Origin of the sequence: Flagellimonas halotolerans (assembly GCF_035818535.1) — a bacterium.
Classification (GTDB): Bacteria; Bacteroidota; Bacteroidia; order Flavobacteriales; family Flavobacteriaceae; genus Flagellimonas; species Flagellimonas halotolerans.
Genome location: NZ_JAYKYV010000006.1, coordinates 217,074 through 238,383 on the forward strand (window position 1 = coordinate 217,074; position 21,310 = coordinate 238,383).

22 protein-coding genes are annotated in these 21,310 nt (G+C 43.0%); 9 read left to right on the forward strand and 13 right to left on the reverse strand.

Features of this window, described 5'->3' with window-relative positions:
- The first annotated feature begins 269 nt into the window (after nucleotides 1-269).
- Together VM932_RS09480 and queD are read left to right on the forward strand one after the other, a co-directional pair.
- Nucleotides 270-2,645, forward strand: a complete 2,376-nt coding sequence (locus VM932_RS09480) for a nitric-oxide reductase large subunit (RefSeq protein ID WP_326278578.1) — start codon at nucleotides 270-272, stop codon at nucleotides 2,643-2,645.
- Nucleotides 2,632-2,988 (forward strand): 6-carboxytetrahydropterin synthase QueD, encoded by a 357-nt coding sequence (gene queD, locus VM932_RS09485; RefSeq protein ID WP_326278579.1) that lies wholly within the window; start codon nucleotides 2,632-2,634, stop codon nucleotides 2,986-2,988. The genes VM932_RS09480 and queD overlap by 14 nt, the downstream gene beginning before the upstream one ends.
- A gap of 51 nt (nucleotides 2,989-3,039) precedes the next feature.
- Here queD and VM932_RS09490 read toward each other — a convergent pair whose 3' ends face one another.
- On the reverse strand, nucleotides 3,040-3,486 hold the full coding sequence (locus VM932_RS09490) for an RrF2 family transcriptional regulator (protein ID WP_326278580.1): 447 nt from the start codon (nucleotides 3,484-3,486) through the stop codon (nucleotides 3,040-3,042).
- 179 nt (nucleotides 3,487-3,665) lie between these two features.
- Here VM932_RS09490 and nadA point away from each other — a divergent pair, with 179 nt between their 5' ends.
- Both nadA and nadB read left to right on the forward strand, forming a co-directional pair.
- Nucleotides 3,666-4,631, forward strand: a complete 966-nt coding sequence (gene nadA / locus VM932_RS09495; protein WP_326278605.1) for a quinolinate synthase NadA — start codon at nucleotides 3,666-3,668, stop codon at nucleotides 4,629-4,631.
- Nucleotides 4,632-4,638: 7 nt separating this feature from the next.
- Complete coding sequence (gene nadB, locus VM932_RS09500; RefSeq protein WP_326278581.1) at nucleotides 4,639-6,207, forward strand: L-aspartate oxidase; 1,569 nt, start codon at nucleotides 4,639-4,641, stop codon at nucleotides 6,205-6,207.
- 84 nt (nucleotides 6,208-6,291) lie between these two features.
- Here the strand turns inward: nadB and VM932_RS09505 are convergent, their stop codons facing one another.
- From VM932_RS09505 to VM932_RS16765, 12 genes are all read right to left on the reverse strand, one after another.
- Complete coding sequence (locus VM932_RS09505; protein ID WP_326278582.1) at nucleotides 6,292-8,100, reverse strand: hypothetical protein; 1,809 nt, start codon at nucleotides 8,098-8,100, stop codon at nucleotides 6,292-6,294.
- 193 nt (nucleotides 8,101-8,293) lie between these two features.
- A complete protein-coding gene (nrdD, locus tag VM932_RS09510) occupies nucleotides 8,294-10,147 on the reverse strand; it encodes an anaerobic ribonucleoside-triphosphate reductase (protein WP_326278583.1) in 1,854 nt (617 codons plus the stop codon).
- Between the two features lie 7 nt (nucleotides 10,148-10,154).
- Nucleotides 10,155-10,604, reverse strand: a complete 450-nt coding sequence (gene nrdG, locus VM932_RS09515; RefSeq protein ID WP_326278584.1) for an anaerobic ribonucleoside-triphosphate reductase activating protein — start codon at nucleotides 10,602-10,604, stop codon at nucleotides 10,155-10,157.
- Between the two features lie 142 nt (nucleotides 10,605-10,746).
- Nucleotides 10,747-10,890, reverse strand: a complete 144-nt coding sequence (locus VM932_RS09520; protein ID WP_326278585.1) for a hypothetical protein — start codon at nucleotides 10,888-10,890, stop codon at nucleotides 10,747-10,749.
- Nucleotides 10,890-12,011 carry an ABC transporter permease gene (locus tag VM932_RS09525; RefSeq protein ID WP_326278586.1) on the reverse strand — a complete coding sequence of 374 codons (1,122 nt, stop codon included), beginning with the start codon at nucleotides 12,009-12,011 and terminating at the stop codon, nucleotides 10,890-10,892. The genes VM932_RS09520 and VM932_RS09525 overlap by 1 nt, the downstream gene beginning before the upstream one ends.
- A 1-nt stretch (nucleotide 12,012) precedes the next feature.
- Nucleotides 12,013-13,119, reverse strand: coding sequence for an ABC transporter permease (locus VM932_RS09530; protein ID WP_326278587.1), 1,107 nt, complete (start codon nucleotides 13,117-13,119; stop codon nucleotides 12,013-12,015).
- A 12-nt stretch (nucleotides 13,120-13,131) separates the two neighbouring features.
- Nucleotides 13,132-13,860 carry an ABC transporter ATP-binding protein gene (locus tag VM932_RS09535; protein WP_326278588.1) on the reverse strand — a complete coding sequence of 243 codons (729 nt, stop codon included), beginning with the start codon at nucleotides 13,858-13,860 and terminating at the stop codon, nucleotides 13,132-13,134.
- Complete coding sequence (locus VM932_RS09540; protein ID WP_326278589.1) at nucleotides 13,857-14,762, reverse strand: ABC transporter ATP-binding protein; 906 nt, start codon at nucleotides 14,760-14,762, stop codon at nucleotides 13,857-13,859. The genes VM932_RS09535 and VM932_RS09540 overlap by 4 nt, the downstream gene beginning before the upstream one ends.
- A gap of 206 nt (nucleotides 14,763-14,968) precedes the next feature.
- Nucleotides 14,969-15,889, reverse strand: coding sequence for an HlyD family secretion protein (locus tag VM932_RS09545; protein ID WP_326278590.1), 921 nt, complete (start codon nucleotides 15,887-15,889; stop codon nucleotides 14,969-14,971).
- Nucleotides 15,870-17,210 (reverse strand): TolC family protein, encoded by a 1,341-nt coding sequence (locus VM932_RS09550; RefSeq protein WP_326278591.1) that lies wholly within the window; start codon nucleotides 17,208-17,210, stop codon nucleotides 15,870-15,872. The genes VM932_RS09545 and VM932_RS09550 overlap by 20 nt, the downstream gene beginning before the upstream one ends.
- A complete protein-coding gene (locus VM932_RS09555) occupies nucleotides 17,207-17,812 on the reverse strand; it encodes a TetR/AcrR family transcriptional regulator (RefSeq protein ID WP_326278592.1) in 606 nt (201 codons plus the stop codon). The genes VM932_RS09550 and VM932_RS09555 overlap by 4 nt, the downstream gene beginning before the upstream one ends.
- A 153-nt stretch (nucleotides 17,813-17,965) precedes the next feature.
- Nucleotides 17,966-18,118 (reverse strand): hypothetical protein, encoded by a 153-nt coding sequence (locus tag VM932_RS16765; RefSeq protein ID WP_428979729.1) that lies wholly within the window; start codon nucleotides 18,116-18,118, stop codon nucleotides 17,966-17,968.
- Between the two features lie 79 nt (nucleotides 18,119-18,197).
- Here VM932_RS16765 and VM932_RS09560 point away from each other — a divergent pair, with 79 nt between their 5' ends.
- The 5 genes from VM932_RS09560 (at nucleotide 18,198) to VM932_RS09580 (ending at nucleotide 21,181) form a co-directional block, all read left to right on the forward strand.
- Nucleotides 18,198-18,335, forward strand: a complete 138-nt coding sequence (locus VM932_RS09560) for a hypothetical protein (RefSeq protein ID WP_326278593.1) — start codon at nucleotides 18,198-18,200, stop codon at nucleotides 18,333-18,335.
- A 521-nt stretch (nucleotides 18,336-18,856) separates the two neighbouring features.
- A complete protein-coding gene (locus VM932_RS09565) occupies nucleotides 18,857-19,048 on the forward strand; it encodes a helix-turn-helix domain-containing protein (RefSeq protein WP_326278594.1) in 192 nt (63 codons plus the stop codon).
- Nucleotides 19,045-19,359: a HipA N-terminal domain-containing protein gene (locus VM932_RS09570; RefSeq protein ID WP_326278595.1), complete on the forward strand. Its 315-nt coding sequence runs from the start codon at nucleotides 19,045-19,047 to the stop codon at nucleotides 19,357-19,359. Before VM932_RS09565 ends, VM932_RS09570 begins: the two co-directional genes overlap by 4 nt.
- Nucleotides 19,360-19,417: 58 nt before the next feature.
- Nucleotides 19,418-20,278 carry a HipA domain-containing protein gene (locus VM932_RS09575; protein ID WP_326278596.1) on the forward strand — a complete coding sequence of 287 codons (861 nt, stop codon included), beginning with the start codon at nucleotides 19,418-19,420 and terminating at the stop codon, nucleotides 20,276-20,278.
- Between the two features lie 597 nt (nucleotides 20,279-20,875).
- On the forward strand, nucleotides 20,876-21,181 hold the full coding sequence (locus tag VM932_RS09580) for a hypothetical protein (RefSeq protein ID WP_326278597.1): 306 nt from the start codon (nucleotides 20,876-20,878) through the stop codon (nucleotides 21,179-21,181).
- The last annotated feature ends 129 nt before the right edge of the window (nucleotides 21,182-21,310 follow it).

A 21,310-nucleotide genomic window follows, 5' to 3' on the forward strand; every position in this document is an offset into this window, starting at 1 on the left:
AACAGGGATTGCTGTCCACTGTCCATTCAGAAAATCACTGATACTTCAAACACCCCAATGAAGTCCTCAATTTCTTTTTGGAGTGTTGGCCTTGAACCAAGGGTATCATTTAAACATGGCTCAGGCTATTATAAAATATATAAAGGTCATTTAATAGTTAATTAAATAAAATTGCTTTTCTTTGATGGTGCAGATTCAATCTTGAACCATTCGTATGGAGAGGGATAGAGGAAACACATGATATAATTTACCAACCAAAAACTTTAAGAGTGTATAAAGTAAAGAACAAAGAAACGGGTACTGGCAAAAAAGGTTTTAAAAAGAATATTGATTATTGGATGGACACCAAAAATTGGTGGGGCCCATTGTTGTTCATATTGATCATAAGTCTGGCAGGAGTAGGCATGATCGGGTTTCAAACCTACAACGATGCACCACCGATGACCGGTTTCAGGTCCCAAGATGGGGCATTGCTGATCAGTAAGACCGATATAGAAAAAGGACAAATCGTCTTTCATAAGTATGCCCTTATGGAATATGGTTCTTTCTTTGGGGATGGAGCACAACGTGGCCCCGATTTTACCGCTGAGGCCCTGCACCAGATAAGCGTTCACGTCAATACATATTATCAAGAGCAATTTGAGGCCCAAAACGGTAGGGCCGCAAATGATAATGAACAGAAAGTGATTGCCGAAAAGGTGAAACAGGAACTCAAGAATAATGGTTATGACAGTGCTGCGGATATTGTTGTTTTGAATGATGCCTATGTGTATGCCCTGGAAAAGGTGCGGGATTATTATCAAAATGTTTTCTTGGATACTTCCAGTGAAAGTTCCTTTCCTTTGAAGAACTACATTACAGACAAGGAAGAGATCCTCAGTCTTTCCAATTTCTTTTTTTGGGGAGCATGGGTCTGTGTCACCGAAAGACCAGGAGAAAGTTTTAGCTATACCCATAATTGGCCCTACGATGCCGAGGCAGGCAATACCCCAACCTCTCCAGTAGTTTTGTGGAGTGTGCTGGGGTTGTTGGCCTTTGTGCTTGTTTGTGGTATTGTACTGTACTTCATAGGCCAGTACAATCAATTGTCGAACAAATTTTTTAAACCAGCTAGCAAAGCATTGTTGACAGCCAGAAGTGTCAGGGGTTTTGCGCCCACAAAAACCCAAAGGGCATCTTACAAGTTTTTCTTCGTGGCCATTATTTTGTTTTTTGTTCAGGTGTCCAGTGGTTTTGTGACCATCAATGAATTTGTGGATTACCTTGGTTTTTTTGGTGTTGAATTCTCGGAATCCTTCCCCATAACGGTTTCCAGAAGTTGGCATCTGATGCTCTCATTGTATTGGATATCGACCTGTTGGATCGCCTCTTCCATTTTCATCCTCCCGATTTTGGCCAAAAGGGAAGTGGAACATCAACTTCCCCTGATCAACCTGCTTTTCATGCTCTTGGTCGTTCTGGTGGCAGGCTCCTTGACAGGTATGGTCTTGGGCCCGATGGGAGTTTTGGGGGATTGGTGGCACGCTTTGGGACATCAAGGTTGGGAGTTTGTTGATTTCGGACAAGCTTTCCAAGTTCTGCTCATGCTTATTTTTGTGCTTTGGGGAATTGTGGTTTTCAGGGGCATGAGACCTGCTTTTGTAAAGGGTATGCCCTGGAACCTTCCCAATTGGATCATGTATTCGATAATAGGGATCCCCTTGTTGTTCATATCGGGTTTTGTGGCCCGCCCGGAAACCAATTTCGTTATTGCCGACTTTTGGCGATGGATGGTAGTGCACATGTGGGTAGAGGCTTTTTTTGAAGTATTCATCACGGTTATCGTTAGCTATTTAATGGTATTGATGGGGCTTGTGAGCAGAAATGCCGCCATAAGGGTCATCTATTTTGCCACCATTCTATTTTTGGGCACCGGCCTTTTGGGGATTTCCCACAATTTCTATTGGAATGCCAAACCCGTGGCCACAATGGCCCTGGGCAGTATATTTTCCACCCTACAATTCGTTCCCCTGATTTTATTGACCGTGGAGGCTTGGAGGTTCAAGAACATGCCACGAATTGCCCTTGAGGGAGTAAAGCCGAGCGAACTGGGCGATTTTGGGTTTCCAGAGGTGTTTTCGTTCTTGATAGCCGTGAACTTTTGGAACTTTTTCGGGGCAGGGGTATTGGGAATCATAATCAACCTGCCCATCATGAACTATTATGAGCATGGTACTTATCTGACCGTAAACCATGCCCATGCTGCTTTAATGGGAGTGTACGGGAATATTTCACTCGCTGCCATGTTGTTTGCTACAAAGTTGCTGTTCAAGCCAAAAAAATGGAGTAAGAAACTGGTAAAGGTGTCTTTTTGGTCCATTAACATAGGGTTGATGCTCATGGTACTTTTGGATCTTCTTCCCGCGGGCACCATCCAATTCAAGGCAGTGGTTGAAAATGGACTCTGGTTTGCCCGTTCCGAAGCATTTATAGGAGGAGGGGTGTTCCAATCTCTGACTTGGTTAAGGGGAATAGGTGCCTGTCTTTTTCTTTTTGGCGGGGTGATTCCCTTAATGTTGTTCATCGTATCCGGGGCAGCTTCCCTTAAGCGTTCCCAGCCTTCGGATAAGAGTTTGATTCAAATAGCAAGACATGATTCTGTTTAAACATTTCAACTTTGATTCGGCCCATTTTTTGCCCAATGTACCCGATGGTCATAAATGCCGGACCCTACATGGCCATACCTACCGATTGACATTGTATTTCGAGGGGGAATTGGACAGGGACCTTGGATGGGTCATTGATTTTTCCGATATCAAAAGCGTGGTCAGCCCCATAATAGCTCTTGTTGACCATAGGTTGTTAAATGATATTGAGGGACTTGAAAACCCGACATGCGAGCATGTCGCCATGTGGCTATGGGGCAAGATCAAGGTCAACATCCCACAACTCTGCAAAATCAAATTGTATGAGACCCCTACATCGGGTGTTGTCTATGAAGGAGCATAAATCCTTCCGAAAAGAAGAGATAATAGGTCGGAAACTTGATCTAAAACCGATTTACAGATCAACCCCTTTTAGGGAAATGACCGTTCCATTCTGTTCCATCTCGGCAGCGAGCTCGGAAATGGACTTCTCCTTGAAATTGCGGAGGATTTCTTCCTTGAACGGCGATACAATATGGTGAACGGGACAGGGGTTTTCATTATTGCACTTGGAAAGGCCTAAAAAACAATCATCAAATTTATACGCTCCATCTATGCTGGAGATAATGTCCCAAAGCGTATTGTTTAAATTTTTTTTGTCCAAAAAAAAGCCTCCGCCCGGGCCTTTGCTAGAGGAAACCAATTTGTTCGTGGTCAGTTTTCGGAGCAACTGGGCCAAAAAAGGCTGGGGCACTTCAAGAGCTTCAGCGATGCTTTTGGCACCGAGTTTATTGTCCACAGTACTATGGATCGCTAAATAAACTACTGCTCGTACGGCATATTTACAGGCATTGGACAGCATATTCAAATACATTTGGATGGCTCAAAGATAATTAAAAGATAATTTTATATTTCATTATGACATTTATCATTTTTTGCTCGGTGCGGGTATCCTAGTTTCGAAACTTAAAAAAAACCGTCACCATACATCGAATGGGAACGGATTCAAAAAAAATTACCAAATCAAGATATCGTTATGCCATGAAAGGAGGACAATCAGTCAATCATTTTACCCCTGAAATTGACCTACATCAGGAAATCCTAGAACTCAAAAAGAAGAAAAATGCAGTCTTGCTAGCCCATTTTTATCAGCGTCCCGAAATTCAGGAAGTTGCCGATTATGTGGGCGATAGTTTAGGCCTTTCCCAAGCCGCGGCCAAAACTGATGCGGATATCATTGTATTTGCCGGGGTGCATTTCATGGCTGAAACCGCCAAGATCCTCAATCCAACAAAAAAGGTGTTGCTGCCCGATCTGTCCGCTGGTTGTTCCTTGGCCGATTCCTGTCCACCGGAAGCCTTCAGGCCCTTTGTGAAGGCCCATCCGGAACACCTTGTAGTGACCTATATCAACTGTTCGGCCGAAATCAAGGCTTTAAGTGATTATGTATGCACCTCCTCCAATGCCCTAAAAATCATTTCCGCCATCCCTAAAACCGCTCCCATTATTTTTGCTCCGGATAAAAATTTGGGCAGTTACCTGATCGGGCAAACGGGAAGGGATATGTTACTTTGGGAGGGCAGTTGTATTGTCCACGAAGCTTTCTGTATCGACAAATTGCTGGAGCTTTATCATAAACACCCGGATGCATTGATCATTGCCCATCCCGAATCCGAAGAACATATACTGAAAATTGCCAACTACGTTGGTTCCACCTCCGCTATGATAACCTATGTGAAGCGTCATCCCAGGGAAAAATATATTGTGGCCACCGAGGCCGGCATCCTTCATGAAATGCAAAAGGAAGTCCCGGGCACCATACTGATTCCTGCCCCGGCAGTGGAGGACAACAGTTGTGCCTGCAGTGAATGCGCTTTCATGAAAACAAATACCCTGGAAAAAACATATCGTTGTCTCAGGGATGAAACCCCTGAAATAAAAGTGCCGGAAACCATTGCAAAAAAAGCGTTGGTTCCCATTGAACGCATGCTGAAACTTTCCAAATAGAGCAATAATGGTTTCAACGGATTACCTTGTGATTGGCTCGGGAGTTGCCGGACTGTCGTTTGCCCTTAAGATGGCGCATAAATTCCCGGACCGTACCGTCTGCATTACTACCAAGTCTGATGAAGATGAATCCAACACCAAATATGCCCAGGGTGGTGTTGCGTCCGTATCGGATTTAGGGGAAGACTCTTATCAAAAGCATATATCCGACACCTTGATTGCAGGAGATGGACTTTGCGATGTAAACATAGTGGAGATGGTTGTCACCGGAGGCCCCGAACGGGTAAGGGAACTGATGTCTTGGGGCGCACATTTTGACAAGGGCAAGAATGGTAAATTGGCATTGGGGCGTGAGGGAGGCCATTCAGAGCACCGCATTATACACCATAAAGACAGTACGGGGCGTGAGATAGAACTGGCCCTCCTAAGTCAAGTACATCAGCGGGACAACATCACAATGTGTCAACACCATTTTGCCATAGACCTTATAACAGAGCATCAGCTCTATGGAACCAAATCAAGCACACCGACTTGTTACGGGGCCTATGTCCTTGACCAAAAAACGGGTAAAGTGGAGGCTTTCTGCGCAAAGAACACAGTTTTGGCCACAGGTGGGGTGGGCATGGTCTATGGACATACCACAAATCCTGCCATTGCCACGGGAGATGGCATTGCCATGGCGTATAGGGCAGGGGCACAGATCCGGGATATGGAGTTTGTCCAATTTCATCCTACCGTCCTTTACGATGGTAAAGCCGGCCGGTCATTTTTGATCTCAGAGGCCGTAAGGGGTTTTGGGGCCTATTTAAGAAACAAAAAAGGGCGTAGATTTATGCCCGACTACGATACAAGAGCGGAGCTCGCGCCTCGTGATATTGTCTCCAGAAATATTGACCAAGAGCTGAAAAAATATGGGGATCCTTGCGTTTTTTTGGACTGTACACATCTTGATATGAAGGAATTCAAGGTGCATTTCCCCAACATTTATGAAGAATGCCGAACCAGACATATCACTATTGAAAAAGATTGGATCCCTATTGTCCCAGCGGCCCATTACCTCTGTGGGGGAATTGTTGTGGACACACAGGGAAGGACATCTGTAAAAAACCTTTTTGCCTGTGGCGAATGCTCGCGGACAGGTCTTCATGGAGCCAATAGATTGGCATCCAACTCCTTATTGGAGGCCTTGGTATATGCCCATACTATTTTCGGGTATTTGGAACGCCAGGAACTATTCCCAGCATCGGTTGCCATACCCCAATGGGACGATATGGGAACACAGATTGCCAAGGAAAAAATTCTTATCAGGCACAACATGAATCGCTTACAGGCACTTATGCAAGATTATGTGGGGATTGTAAGAAATACCGCCCGCTTGCAAAAAGGCGTCAAACACCTCGATGCGATATATGGTGAAATTGAGGAACTGTATCGGACAACAAAAGTGGACGTGGCACTTTGTGAATTGCGAAACATGATCAATGTGGCCCATCTCATTATTGGACAATCTTTGAAAAGAAAGGAAAATAAGGGTGGATTCTATAATATTGATCTTGAACCTGTCAGCAGTATTTAGAAGCCTAATATGGCATAGCTCCATATTAGAAAATACATGAAGTAATTCAAGAGAGTATACAGAAAGGGATCAATGAACAACCCGTTATTGGGCGGTTGTTTTTAAATCACGAATTTCACCCAAAAGCTTATCCAAAACAACTTTTAAATCTTTCAAAGCCCCCGAAATTGGGGAGCTGTTGTCGTTAGAAACTTTGTTTGCCTTACCAAATATGGTTTGATAATAAGAGATCCCTTCATGTAAATTATTGATAAAAGTGGATAAGTATGCTACTTGCTTATCCGTAATGGAACCTTGTACTTCCTCCATCTTGCCTTTCAGAAAATCAATGTAAATTTTAAGCTCCTTGATGAACATGTTGGGGCGGTCGGTTCTCTTGATCAAATTGGATTCCCCATAAATATGTTGCATCATTTCCCTGAGACTGGCAATCTTTGAAAAGTATGCCATATTTGGTCCTGGGCAAATGGAGACACCATCACCTTCGGTTTTGGTATCCAACCCGTATTTTAACAAGGCAGAAGTACCCAATCCTACGCAGGCACATGATTTCTCGACAATCTTGTCAAAGGCCGCTTGGCGGGCTTGTGGTGAAAGATTCTTTTTGTTCAATTCTTGTATTTTTAGATGTTGGTATTGTCGTGATGCCATACAAATACCCTCACTGGTGAATTCCTTGTTCAAGGCGACATATTTTTTGGGACAGGCACTTCCGGGCCTGTTTTTTTGAATGTTGGCCCACTTTTCCATGTCTTTGGTATTTCCCCTTAAGCTATTGAAAGGAACGCCCAAGGGAGAGATGTTGCTCAGGTAAAGGTCTTTTTCTTTGGCCTGCGATAATTTTTTCAAGGTAGTGTCGTCCACCGTAGTGGCCTCGGGCACTAGAAGAAACGGGGTTCCCCAACCCACGGAATCCAATTGATAGTGTTCCAATAGAAAATCATGCTCTTCCGAGGTGCCCACCCCACCTTGGGCAGTGATTTTAACGGGCAAGGCAGATTGGGGAACATAACGTTTTTTTTGTGAAAGTGCACGGACCAGCACAGCGTTGGTTTCTGATACCAACGCTTCTTTCCGGTCTCGGAACTGCGCCAATATCGGCCCCATAAGATGACCATCTGTAGCAAAGGCGTGCCCACCACAGTTCAATCCCGATTCGATTCTGTACTCCGATACCCATAGCCCTTTCTTTGCGAGAAACTTCCCCTGGATCAAGGCCGATCTGTAATCACTGACCTTTAGGATGATTCTCTTTTTTATGATTCCGTTTTCATCTGGATAAAAATCATCGAATTCCTCAATATAGCCGTACAATCGGGGGTTCATGCCCGCCGAAAAAATAACCGAGGAACTAAGGTGGCTATTGGCATATCCCCTAAGGGCGGCATGGGCATCATTGTACTTGTTGGGCAAAGGCTTTTTGTGTCGATAATTCTCCCTATCCAATTTGGTCATGATGTTGACCTCAATATTGCCCATGGAAAGGTTCTCATCAAGAAACTCCTTGAGGGAGGCCGTGCAATCGGTTTTTTGGGTCAAATCGATAAACCGTTGCTTTAGTAACGAAGTGTTGGGCAACAAATCAAAGTATTGTCTTAAACCATCGCTATGGCCATATGTAACATCCTTTAGTTGCTCAAACCTTTTTTCTGCCAGTTCTTTAATGAGATTGAGATAGGAGGTGATTCTTTTGGCCCTGAAGTCCTCGGTTCCCTCATTGATTTCATGGTAGGGCATTTCAAATTTTTCACAATACATCCTTCTTAGTTTTTCCATAAGGATATCATCGACCAGAGATATTGCCGAATCTATGCCCAAATGGGAAACTTTCAATGGGGTGTCAATGGTGAATGCAATTCCCATAACGGGAATATGGAAGGAGTGGGGAGTCATATAATTGGATTTTTTACCCGATTAGGGCAATTTTTAAAAGTTGATTCGGTAATTCCAAAGATGGTTGGGTCACCCTGGACGGGAAATCACAGAAGATAGCGAGCCCAGTGAGAGGCCACATTTCAACCAAAATAAAACGAGAACTCTCCTTTTGATGAAATGTAGCGTACTACTCAGTGAAAATTGTCTCAAATTACCGATATGTAAATTCATTTGGTTTTAGTTTGTTGGACAGGATTTCTGCCCTTCTGTTTGCCAAGGGATTGTACCCGCCTTGTAAGTGATAATGTCGCAGACCATGTTCTTTTTGCCTCCCGGAACTGAAGTTGGAGACCCGTTTGAGGTATCCGATGACCCGGGTGGCATGGTCCACATTCTGCGAATTGCATGCACTGCATTCATACAAGGTACGTTTGTCAATATGAGCGCACTCGTTGCAGATGGTGATACGGATATTGAAACAAAAATAATTGCACCCGGCCTTGGCTGTGGCATGGATCAACTTTTTAAACCCTTCCTTGTTCGGGGTTTCTTCCAGGTTGAGATGTAGGGCAGACCCACCGTCCAAATATTGGATGGTTTCCTTGCCATGAAGCATGATCTTGTCCAAAGCGTTGATACGTTCGTCCTCAACAACATAAAAGTAGGAATTATAGCAGTCCCTAGGGACAAAAAGTCCGTCCTCCCGGTCCCATTTGGCATTTTTGACCCCCAAATTTTCGGCTGGAACGAACTCCGTGTTGAACATGTACCCGTAGGTCTCTCTGGCCTTTCTATTTTCATGGTAGATGGCCTTGAGGTAGTGGTTAACAAACTCCTTATAACCACCATTGTTGCCCACTTGGATGCCTTGGCTTTCTGCGGCCTCGACCATTCCGTTGATGCCCACGGTCAGGAATTGCTTGTCCAAGGATATCAAACCAGCGTTATAGACGGGTAACATGCCAGCTTTTTCATAGTCATCAATAAGCTTGCGAAAGGCTACTTGGTACTTATGGACCTTGCGGACTTCCGCTACAATATCGGCCCCTTGCTGTACCAAACGGTTCATGTTGAGGGTGATGACATTCACCGAACCAGTGGCTACCCCGCCGGCTCCGAGGGAATAACTAAAAGTGTGGTCACTGATTTCATTGCGCAATCGGCAGCAGGACGCAAGGCTGTCCGCATTTTCGGATTGATAGATAAAAAAGGAGTTTCCCTCGCTCAACTCATGTGCGCACATATCGGTGAACTCCGTATCTACAGGGATTCCTTCCTTGGTCAACATCGCAGCGGTCACTACGGGAAAGGTCAGAATGGCCCTAGTACGCTCTTTGTTGAACCAGTCCATAAAAAAGGACTGTAGCTTTTTGACACTTTCCCATTGGGGTCTTCCCATATCTGGAAAGACAAAATCCCCGAACATACTGTCAAAATAGGGTTTGTCATAGAGGGAAATGTTCCAGAACACCGATTGGTACCCCCTTGCCGCAGCCGGTTGGTTAATGGCATAAACGACATGTTGGAGGTGGTTGGCGATAGTGTCCGTATGGGTGTCGAGATAATCCGGCCCATAATCCTTGGCCGCAAAATGGTCAAAATACATCAAGAATTCCACGGTGGCCAAGGCTCCGGCAAATTGGGAACTTACGGCAAAGACCAAGTTGACAAATTCCCCGCAAAAACTTTCCAAGTGTTTTGGAGCCAAACTTTCGCCCCCCAGTTTGGTAAGGCCGTCCAATAGAAAGGGGTACATACTTATGGAGGCACAATAGGGTTTTAAAGAGGTCTCGTCATGGACATAAATTTCATGGGACTCTATTTGCCTTATATATTCTTCTGCCAGGTCATTCCCGTATAAAGCGGCGATTTTCTGTTTGACCAAAGCTCTATTTATCTGTATGTTGATGTCCTTGTTGAGCTCTGCTTCCATGGTCGCAATATTCTTGGAAGTGACATTGGCGTTGGCATCGACCTTGGAACCGTCTGCAGCATTGCCGGAGTGTAGGTAATGGTCTATGAACGCAATCTTTTTGGCGATTTGTTTATCGGTGAGTCGTATCATATTAAAACTATTTAGAGGTGAATAAATGGTTGAGCATCCTATTGGTCTTGACTTCCTTGAACATTTGGTTGGTGGTATGGCTATCAAGGCCGCCAAGGTCTTTGTCCCACCTTCCGGTCTTTATCCAGGTCAGGTGTTCAAGTATGTTGAATGGTATATGGTCTTCGCCCGTGTAAAGACAAGTACTGTATCCTTGCTGTCGGGCATATTTTAGGTGTGCCACAAGTTCTTCCCGATGCCATTCGCCTCCCATAAAGACAACACAGGTGGCAAAACCGGAATATCGGTTCAAAAGTGCTTGAAAATATTCAGAGGTAAGCTCATTTCCATTTCCTTCCTTCCATAAAAAAGGGGAATGACAGCCCTCACATCGGAGGGGACATCCAGAAATTGAAAAACAGAGACTGATCTCCCCGGGAACTTCTTGAAACACTACCTGAAAGTCATGATAAAACATAAAGAACTCATTGTTTTTTTGTCCTTTATAAAATTAAGGCAGGGTTTTTTTGGACAGCGGTGTGGCTTCAAAAGTTATAAAGAGACTTATTAACAATAAAATGACCTTTTAATCATTTATATTATGATAAAGATTTTGATTGCTACAAAATATGCTCCATTTCCTGCAATTTCTTGATAAAGCCCCATTGTACCCGAAAGGTAAAGGCAAGTTCCTTGAACCGTGACAAAGGTTCTCGAGGAAATTTGTATTCCGATTGTCTCAATGGATGGTTTTGTGTGTTCATCAACTGATTTTTTTATAGCTCCATACGGCCATGGCATTCATGACCACGGCATAGAGGGTTGTTTTGATAAGTTGAGGGAGAATATCATAAAACCCTGAACCCTTTAGCATGACCATGCACATGATCTCCACAAAGTATTTGATAGGATTGAATTCGGTCAGGAACTGGGCCCATTTGGGCATGCTCTCGATGGGCGTGAAAAGACCGCTCATCAAAATAAATATGACCACAAAGAACCATGCGATGAACATCGCCTGCTGTTGGGTATCCGTAAAATTGGAGATGAACAGACCCATGCCCAAAATCACCAGTATGTAAATGGAGGTGTAAAAGTACATGAGGGCCAGGCTTCCCAGCATGGGGACAGCGAAAATGAGCTTGGCCAATACCAGGCCAATGGTCAACAGCCCCATGCCAATGACCCAAAAAGGAAAAAGCTTCCCAATGATGAAGTGGTGTTTTTTGATAGGCGTGACATTGATCTGTTCCAAGGTGCCCATTTCTTTTTCCCGGACAATGTTCATGCCTGAAAGGAACAGGGTGATCATGGTCACCAACAATACCAGGATTCCCGGAACCATAAAGGTTTTATAGTTCAAGGTCTTGTTATACCAAAAAAGTGGGATACCTTCAATTTGGACAGGTTGAGCCTTGTTATTGGACAGCTGAACCAAATCAACTTCCAGGTTCTTGTTGAATGTTTTGATGATCTGGGTGATATAGACATTTTCAACCCCTGCGGCAGCTCCGTCAATGGCATTAATGGTCACCCCCAAATCGATATTTTTATCCTTCCACAAATCCCGTTCAAAATGTTCGGGGATGGTCAACACCACATCGACCTTACCTTGTAACATGGCCAGATCACTTTCTTTTGGATGGGGGAATACCTGGGAAACATCAAAAAAGGTGGAGGCATGGAACTTGTCTATTAGGGCACGGGAGGTTTGGGTGTGGTCATTGTCAATGTATCCAAAGGAAATGTTGTTGATCTCATAGGTGGCCGCATTGGAAAGAATGACCAATTGCAACAACGGCAGTATGAATATGATGGGCAGCATACCCTTGTTCCGAAAGATCTGCCTGAATTCTTTGTTGATGATATATAGAATTACCCGCATGTTATTCCAATCTTATTTTATATTTTTTTACGCTAAGTCCAATGAAAAGAAGGGTCATCCCCAAGAGGACCATGGTCTCTTTCCAAACAATGTGGATACCCACACCTTTGAGCATGATTCCCTTGACGATGATGATGAACCATTTTGCAGGGACGATATTACTGATGACCTGAAGGGGAACTGGCATGCTGGAAATCGGAAAAATAAAGCCCGACAAAAGGATCACCGGTAACATCAGTCCCATCAAGGAGATCATCATGGCTATTTGTTGGGTGGCCGAAATAGTGGAAATCAATATCCCCAGTGCCAAGGAGGTGACAATGAACAGCACACTTTCCAGGCCCAACAGGAACAGACTCCCTTTGACGGGGACATGGAAGACAAAAATACTCAGTATGACAATGGCGGCAGCATTGATTAAGGAAAGAAAGATATAGGGAAACACCTTTCCAATGATTACCTGAACAGGGTTCAAAGGGGATACCAATAAAATTTCCATGGTGCCCAATTCCTTTTCCCTGGTGATCGAAATAGAGGTCATCATGGCCGATACCAACATGAGGATGACGGTCATAACGCCCGGTACGAACATATAAACACTTTTCAGTTCCGCATTGTAGAACATACGGGATTGGGGTATGATCTGATAGTCCTGTGTTATGGCCCTGTTCTGTTCCTCTTGGTAATGGGAAAGGATGGAATTGATATAATTGCTGATGGTGTTGGCCACATTGGGATCGGTCGCATCCGTCACAATTTGAACCTTTGCGGTGTTTTCTTTGATCAATTTTTTACTAAAATCTTTTTCAAAATAGAGCACGGCCTTAACCTTCCCCTTTTTAAAGGCATCCTCAATCTCCGCTTCCTCCTTTATGTATTGGAGGATACTGAAATACTCCGATGCGGAGATTTTTGAGATGATCTCCTTGGTAGAGGCATCCTGGGACCGATCTAAAATGGCAATGTCGACATTGTTGATCTCATTGGTAATGGCAAAGCCGAAAAGCATGATCTGTGCCACGGGCATGCCAAATAGGATGAACAGGGATCTTCTGTCCCTGAAAATATGGTAAAACTCTTTTTGTACAAACCCGATAAAACGTTTCATAAGGTAAGCTCTTTAACTTCTTGCCAATTTTAAGAACACATCGTTCATGGAATCCGCACCAAAATGGGACTTTAGGTTTTTTGGAGTGTCGAGGGCCTCTATGGTACCATCTACCATGATGGATACCCTGTCGCAGTACTCAGCTTCATCCATATAGTGTGTTGTCACAAAAATGGTGGTGCCGTTGTGTGCCGCCTTATAGATCATTTCCCAAAACTGCCTTCGGGTAATGGGATCTACCCCCCCTGTGGGTTCGTCCAAGAAAACAATTTTTGGGTCGTGCAATAGGGATACCGAAAATGCAATTTTCTGTTTCCAGCCCAACGGCAATGAGCCGACGAGACTTTTGGCTACTTTCTCCAAGCCCAGTTCTTCAATGAGGTGGTTTGATTTTTGGGAGATCCTATCCTTGGACAACCCATAGATACCGCCAAAAAAGCGGATATTCTCCTTGACGGTAAGATCATCGTACAGGGCAAATTTTTGACTCATGTACCCGATGCTCTTCTTGATGTTTTCCGTTTGGGAGTATACATCGAACCCTGCCACATGGGCCGAACCGGAACTGGGTGTGGAAATGCCTATCAGCATTTTCATGGCAGTGGTTTTCCCGGCGCCATTGGCCCCCAAAAAACCAAAGATTTCTCCTTTCCTGACATGGAAACTAATCTTGTTCACCGCGGTGAAAGCACCAAAAACCTTGGTGAGCCCCTCTACTTGTATTACTGTTTCTTCCTTCATTGTTTTGCCAATTCCATAAATGTATCCTCAATCGTTGCCTTGGTCCTTTCGATATGTATGTTTTGCAGGCCTTCTTTTTTTAAATACGCCCTGAGCTCCATAGGGTCGAACCCATCCCGTTGGTCCGTATAGTGAATGTATTCACCAAAGGGAAATACACTGTGTTTATGGGTGTAGGCATTCAATTTTTCGATCAATAGGTACGTGTTGTGGGCCCCAACGTCGAAAATGGGCTTGGAATAGTGTTCCACAATGGCCTTTGGAGTGTCGATTTCAAGGATCCTTCCATCTTGGATGAGTGTGATTCGATCACATAGGGCGGCCTCGTCCATATAGGGGGTCGACACGAGAATGGTAATTCCCTTGTCCTGTAATCTTTTGAGCATTTCCCAGAATTCCTTTCTTGAAACGGGGTCAACACCCGTGGTGGGTTCATCAAGGAATAGCACTTTGGGCTTATGGATCAAAGCACAGGAAAGCGCCAATTTTTGTTTCATCCCACCGGATAATTTACCGGCTCTACGGTCTTTGAAAGGCTCTATTTGGACATAAATATCCTTGATTAGGTCATAATTCTCGGTAATGGTCGTGCCAAAAATGGTGGCAAAAAAATTGAGGTTTTCTTCAACCGTTAGGTCATGGTACAGGGAAAAGCGTCCCGGCATATACCCCACCTGTTTTCTGATGGCCTTAAAATCGGCAATGATATCGTACCCTGCAACGGATGCAGACCCTTGGTCGGGAAGGAGCAAGGTAGTCAGGATTCGGAATAGGGTCGTCTTTCCTGCACCATCAGGTCCGATAAGACCATATAGCTCCCCTTGGCCGACCTGAATGGAGATGTCATCCAAGGCGTTGACCTTTCCGTAAGATTTGCTTATGTGTTCGATTACAATGGACATAGGCGTGGCTTATAATTTTTGGAAAATGCTTGTTCCATATTATTAGTTTAAAAAAGTCATCATTCGTTTTGAGGTGCTGTGCTATATTTTGGGTCAATTGTCTGCTTTATTTTTCATGCGCCACGTTTTGCAGGGCTTTATTTTTTATCAATGGATAAAACCATACATGTAGGTTGTCATAGGATGTCTTATAAGGTTTAAATACATTAGTTCGAAATCCACATTTCGGCGGGCATGCCTATTTTGAGGCTTCCATCATTTTTAACCTTTATCTTCACGGCGTACACCAAGTTCACGCGCTCTTCCTTGGTCTGTATGATCTTGGGTGTGAACTCCGCAGATGTGGATATCCAGGATACTGAGCCTTCATATGATCTCATTGAATCCGCATCATCGATCTTGACCGTGACCTGTTGACCGATCTTGATGTTGGGAAGTTGTGTTTCACTGATATATACCCGGAGTTCCATTTCATCAAGGTTGGCCATTTTGAACAAGGGCCTTCCGAAGACAGCAACTTCACCAGGTTCGGCATATTTGACCAATACCGTACCGTCCAACGGGCTTTTCACGATACTTTTTGCAATTTGGTCCTCAATCTGCTCGATCTGGACCTCAATGCCCTTGACTTCGTTGATGATGGGGACGTTCTGGGTCTCTACACTCTTGATCTGTTGTTGAAGGATACGGACCTTACCTTGGATGTCGTCCAATTGCTTTTGGGTGGCAGCATTTTCCTTGATCAAGCTTTCGATACGTTCTTTGTCATTTAGGGCCACCTTTAATTCCTCCCGAAGTATCTCTCGCTGGGAAAGCACGTTTGTTGATTTTGAGTAAATGGTTTGTTTTGCGGCTTTCAATTGGTCGCGTTTCAACGATAATTGGGTGGTGTCGATGACCCCGACAACATCATTGTTTTGAAGTAGGCTTCCTTCTTCAATATTTAGAAATAGAATTTTGCCATTGGCCTCAGCGGAAACCGTAGTTTCTGTTGCTTCAAAATTTCCATAGCCATCGGCGAGGTCCCCTCCACCATTACAGGATGTAAGGGAAACGACCAGAGCGGAAATGGACAATATTGTCAGGGCTTTTTTGGTCTTTTGGACCCTAGTTACTGCTCTTTTCATAGGTACCTTGTGTAATTTGATATTGAATCTGGTTCATTAGTTTTTGTGTTTTGTGCAAGGCAAGATTGCTCTTGGCCTCATATAAATTTGTAAACTCGGTGATATAGGCCGAGGAGGTGATCACCCCGTTCTTCAGTTGGGATTCTGCTGTCTTGACCATTTTTTCAAATCTGGGAATGATTTGTTCATCATATTGGATCAGCTCCTCCATTTTGTCTATTTCGGATTGTAGCTTGACCAACTCAAAATTATTGTTGAGTTCAAAGGTTTCCTTTTGCGAACCGACAAGGTCCCGGTTGATTTGTAAAGACTGTCGTTTCTTTCGGTTTTTGCTCCAATCAAAAACATTCCAGTTGAGTTTTACACCGGTCATGAAAAAAGAGTTGAAGGTATTGTCCAGCATATTGAGCCCTGGATTCCCATATCCGCCCTGTGCAAAAGCACTGATTTTGGGAAGTTTGGACCTTTCCAAAAGGTCCGACGACAGGTCGACTTGGGATTTTTGTAGCTCAAAAAGCAAAAGTTCCGGTCTTTTGGATGTCTGGTCGGGGATCACGGGAAAAACCTCTGGTCGCTGTAACACAACCTGTGGTCGCAGGTCGGTGCCGATTATGAGGGAGAGTTGCTGGAGCAACTCGGTTTTAGACAGGGCAAGTTCAGTATTGTTCTGCTGGATTTTAAGGAGTTCAACTTCTAGTGCGTCCGCCGATGATGAAAGTAGGGTGCCATATTTTACCCCGGCCTTGACCTCTTCAAGTCTTGCGGTCAACTGGGATTCCTTTGCCTGCAACAAATCTTGGTTTTCTTGAAGTAACAATAGGGAAAAATACAGCTGGTTTACACGGTTTTTTAAACCATATAAAATAATCTCAAGCTCCTGTTGTTCAATGGCCGACTTGGTCTTCTTGGCCTTGACCGAAGCATCGATCATACCTCCATGGTAAATCAGTTGATTGACATCCAAAGTCGTACGGTATTGATCCTTGTTGGGCGGGACAATGGTACTATTGGGCAATTGACCTCCAAGACTTGTCACTTCAGATTGATAAGTGGCCTGCCCATTGAGATTCAATGTGGGCAGCCGATCTTTCTTGATGGCTTCAATATCAAGTCTTGCTTGGTCGGCCAACATGGTGGACTGCTTTGTCAGGGGATAATTGACTTTGACCAGTCGTAGACATTCATCCAATGAAATGGTCAGTTGGGCTTGCGATAAAAGTGGGATTATCAGGAAAATCAATAAAAAAAAGAGCCGCTTTCTTTGGATTGATTTTGCATCCATTGATGGTAATACATAAAGGGTGTTACTTAAACTGTTCATGATGCTTTGATAGTATTTATGATCATTTCGGGGATCAATTTTTTTCGTTCTTCCATATAGGATTTGAAAGCAACTTCGTCAAGTCCTAAAATACCTGTCACCAATTCTTTCCCAATGAAGGGAAATGCGGTCAATGAGATCAAGTTTAGTACCAGTTGCTTAGGGTCTATGGGCCTGATAATGCCTTGTTTGATCTCTTTGGCTATTTGTTTTTCAAATACTGAGGGGTCTGGCGTGATATGATTGGCAAAGAATGTCTCTCCAAATTGGGGGTTGATGTTCATCTCTTGAATGATAAACGTTGGTAAATAAGGGTTGTCGGCCACAAATGTGATATATCCATCCACAAAATCCCTGATTTTTTCAAACACCGGTTTATCTGAATTGAAAATGGTATTCAAGTGGGGGGCCAGTTCCCCGAACGCTTGTAGAAAAACCGCTTCGAACAATTTCTGCTTGCTCCTGAAATAATAATGGAGCATGGCCTTGTTGATGTTGGCCTCATCTGCTATTTCCTGCATGCGTGCCGCAGCCAATCCCTTTTTATAAAATACCAGCTTTGCGGCCTTTAAAATTGATTTTTCAGTTTCGGTATGTATCATTTCAATTAAATTAACCATCAAATTTAACCAAATGGTTAATATTAAAAAAAATAGTTATCAAATATTTTACAATGCATTGAAAAATAAGTTGTTGAAATATTTTGGAGACGAATACTTGTTTAGTCGATCCCCAATCTTTTAAGGCAGGTTTCTTTATAACGCTTCCCAATGGATATTCGGATGTCGCCGATGATGAATCTTATTCCGCTGGACGGCCGTTATGCATACAAGTTTCACGACAAAGGACGGGTGCCCCCGGAGAAATTGATTGTCGGGCAATTTTTCCATGAGCTGTTTAAAGTTCATTAAGGTAAGTATTGGGTTTTTTACTTCTATCTTGACGTGGATCCTGAAAAGGATCGATATAGAGAACAATTAAGAGCGAATGATAGACAGTAGGGCATTTGATCTAAATAGGGGGCCATTTAATTTGGCTGACAAGACCTTGGTACCCAAGGCAGGTGCCTGTGATGTATGTGCTTTTAACGCCACCAATCAGGGCAATCTGTTTGGAAATGGTTAGATGGGCTGTACCTGGACCGCCTGTTTTGAGAACAAAAAGACAAAGACCTTTATGCAACTACTGAAGAAGGCCTTGAAAGAGGGATTGCGACTCGTGCCCGACATCAGCAAATCTGGAGGCACTAGAGCCTTCCTCTGGAAATCCCAGTAAATAAGAACTTTCCAGCCTTCCATAAATTTATGCTCACCGAATAGGCCACCTCATTCTTAAATATTGGAATATCAATTAGAAATATTATTTTTTGGCTTCATTTATATTGTATAAAACATAAGTGCCTCTAAGTTTAGTCAAGTTCAACTGGTATAGACAAATGGTTCAACAGTGATCTTTAGCGGGAAGTACGATTATACAGTGTATTGCCTCTGGTCAATGTTTACAAATGGATATTTGGAAAGATAAGTATCCAATTATATTACCGTTTTAGCGGTAATACTTGAATATTGTTTTTGTATAGATGTAGAAATAGTAAAGTATCGTTAAATTTACTGTTATAACGGTAATATGTGATTGATTTAGGTTTGATGGTAAAAAAACATCGCAAGAAAGCCGGGCTGACACAGCTTGAACTGGCCAATTTGGCCGGTATAGGCAAGACAACCGTTTTTGATATTGAAAAAAATAAGGAAACTGTTCGTTGGAGCAACATTCTTGCCGTACTTCAGGTATTGAATATAGAAGTGGAATTTAAAAGCCCATTGACTGAAAATGTATGAGAAAGGCAGTGGTATATACCCATGGGAAAAGGGCAGGAGTTTTAACAGAAGTCTCTCCAAGGGAGTATAGGTTTACTAATGATGATGATTACAATGGTCAGGCAATTTCATTGACCATGCCCGTTGGTCAAAAGAAGTTCAGTTTTGATGGGTTCCCTCCCTTTTTTGAAGGTTTGTTGCCCGAAGGTATCATGTTGGAAGGTCTACTTAGGATTTCCAAAATTGACCACAAGGATTATTTCTCCCAATTGATGGCCACTGGTGCTGATTTGGTAGGTGCAGTAACTGTAGAACCTATGGAAGATGAATAGGTGCCCTATAACATATGAACAGTGCGGTACGGCAAAATATAGTGGGAAAGGGCTCAAAATGATTACCGCCAAGTTAACCGGCTTACATGATTTGCCTTATACAGCTTCGGAACTGAGGAGAGAGGCGGTAAACAGGGCTAAGAAATTATCCATACAGGGCGTGCAGCCTAAATTGAGTGCGAGTATTTCCGTAGTCGACCAGGAATTTAAAGTTGTGGACCAATTTGGGACTTATATCATAAAACCCCAAAATGATATTTTCCCCCAATTGCCCGAGAATGAGGACCTCACCATGCGAATGGCCAAGGTCATTGGTATCAATGTGCCCTTTCATGGTATGGTTTATGGCAAAGACGGTAGTCTGTCCTATTTTATCAAGCGTTTTGACAGATATGGTAAGGGAAAAAAATATGCAACGGAAGGTTTTGCCCAATTGACAGGAAATGCCAGAGATACCAAGTATCGTTTCTGTATGGAGAAATTGGTGCCCGTTATCGAAGAATTTTGTACGTTTCCAGTGGTTGAGAAACTAGAATTTTTCAAAAGGATAGTTTATTGTTTTGTGACTGGAAACGAGGATATGCACCTTAAAAAATTTTCCCTAATTACAAAGAATGGCAAAACGACGTTGGCACCTGCTTACGATTTGTTGAACTCCTCCATTGCGATCAATAATCCTGAAGAAGAAATCGCATTGACCCTGAAAGGAAAAAAAAGTAATTTGAAAGCCTCGGACTTTACGGATTACTATGCGAAGGAGCGATTGCAATTGAACGAAAAAACTATAGAAACCATACTTCAGGACATGTTCCGGGCAAAACAGAAATGGAAGGATTTAATATCGGTTTCTTTTCTTTCCAATGACATGAAAGAAAAGTATTCCAAAATACTGGAACATCGGTTGAAAATGTTTCAATGATCCATTTCGAAATGTCTTAAAGTCGTACTGATATGTTTACCTACGCAGTGTTTTCCTACACATGCAATTGAGGGAGGCACTGGAACCTGCTTCTGGAAAGTTCTATAAAATGAGGATTTTCAACTTTTCGGTGGCGTATGCTCACCGAATAGCTTACCATAAAATGTTTATTGTTTTACTTGATTTTGTCCTCGCCAGTAAATCTTTTAATTCTTCAATGATTCGATTGGGTTTTAACATTTCTGGTAAAGAAATTAATTAATCGAATGCACCCGCATCAAAATTAGAGTCATTCAAATCTAAATAGGGTCGTTGATAGCATTCTGTTGTATGAGTTGAGATTTAATAATTATCCTCGTATCATTTATTAATTCAATATCAATCAAAATAAACCCGTCATTATAATCAAAAGTTCATAATCAATTAAATCGGCCCTATTTGTTTCATATGCCGGTGGTCTTGGTATACTTTTTTTTGTCATGCCTTACCACAACTGATCAGAAAGTAAATATAGAGAAACAAGGTGTTATTAGCTCAATCACGAATGTCCTTGAAGAAAATTATGTGGACAAGGGAATTGCAAGTTAACTATCCCTGATGTTGAAGGAAAATAAAAATTCCAAAAAAAATGAAGGGTTGGATAATAATATATTTGTCGCAAGGGTGAATAAGGGTATTCGTTCAATAGTGAATGACAGGCATTTGCATGTGATGACCAATTCACCTTCAAAGAAATTACCTTGGAGTAAATCATCAATTCTTAAAGTAGATGCTCTGGAGGGCAACATAGGTTATCTTGAACTTTCCGTTTGGGTTGTTTCGTTGAGAACAAGACCGTCTATGATGGCCTTTATGTGCCATCTATCGAAAAAGGTTTTGATTATACTACCCGTGGAGAGGTAAAGGAACACAAATTAATGAATGTGCCATTGGGGATTATTGTCAATGAGGAAACAGCTTCAGTGGCGAGTAGCACATCTTGAGGTTGGATTTTTATAGTTATAAGATAGTCATAATTGTTAAAGTTTTGAA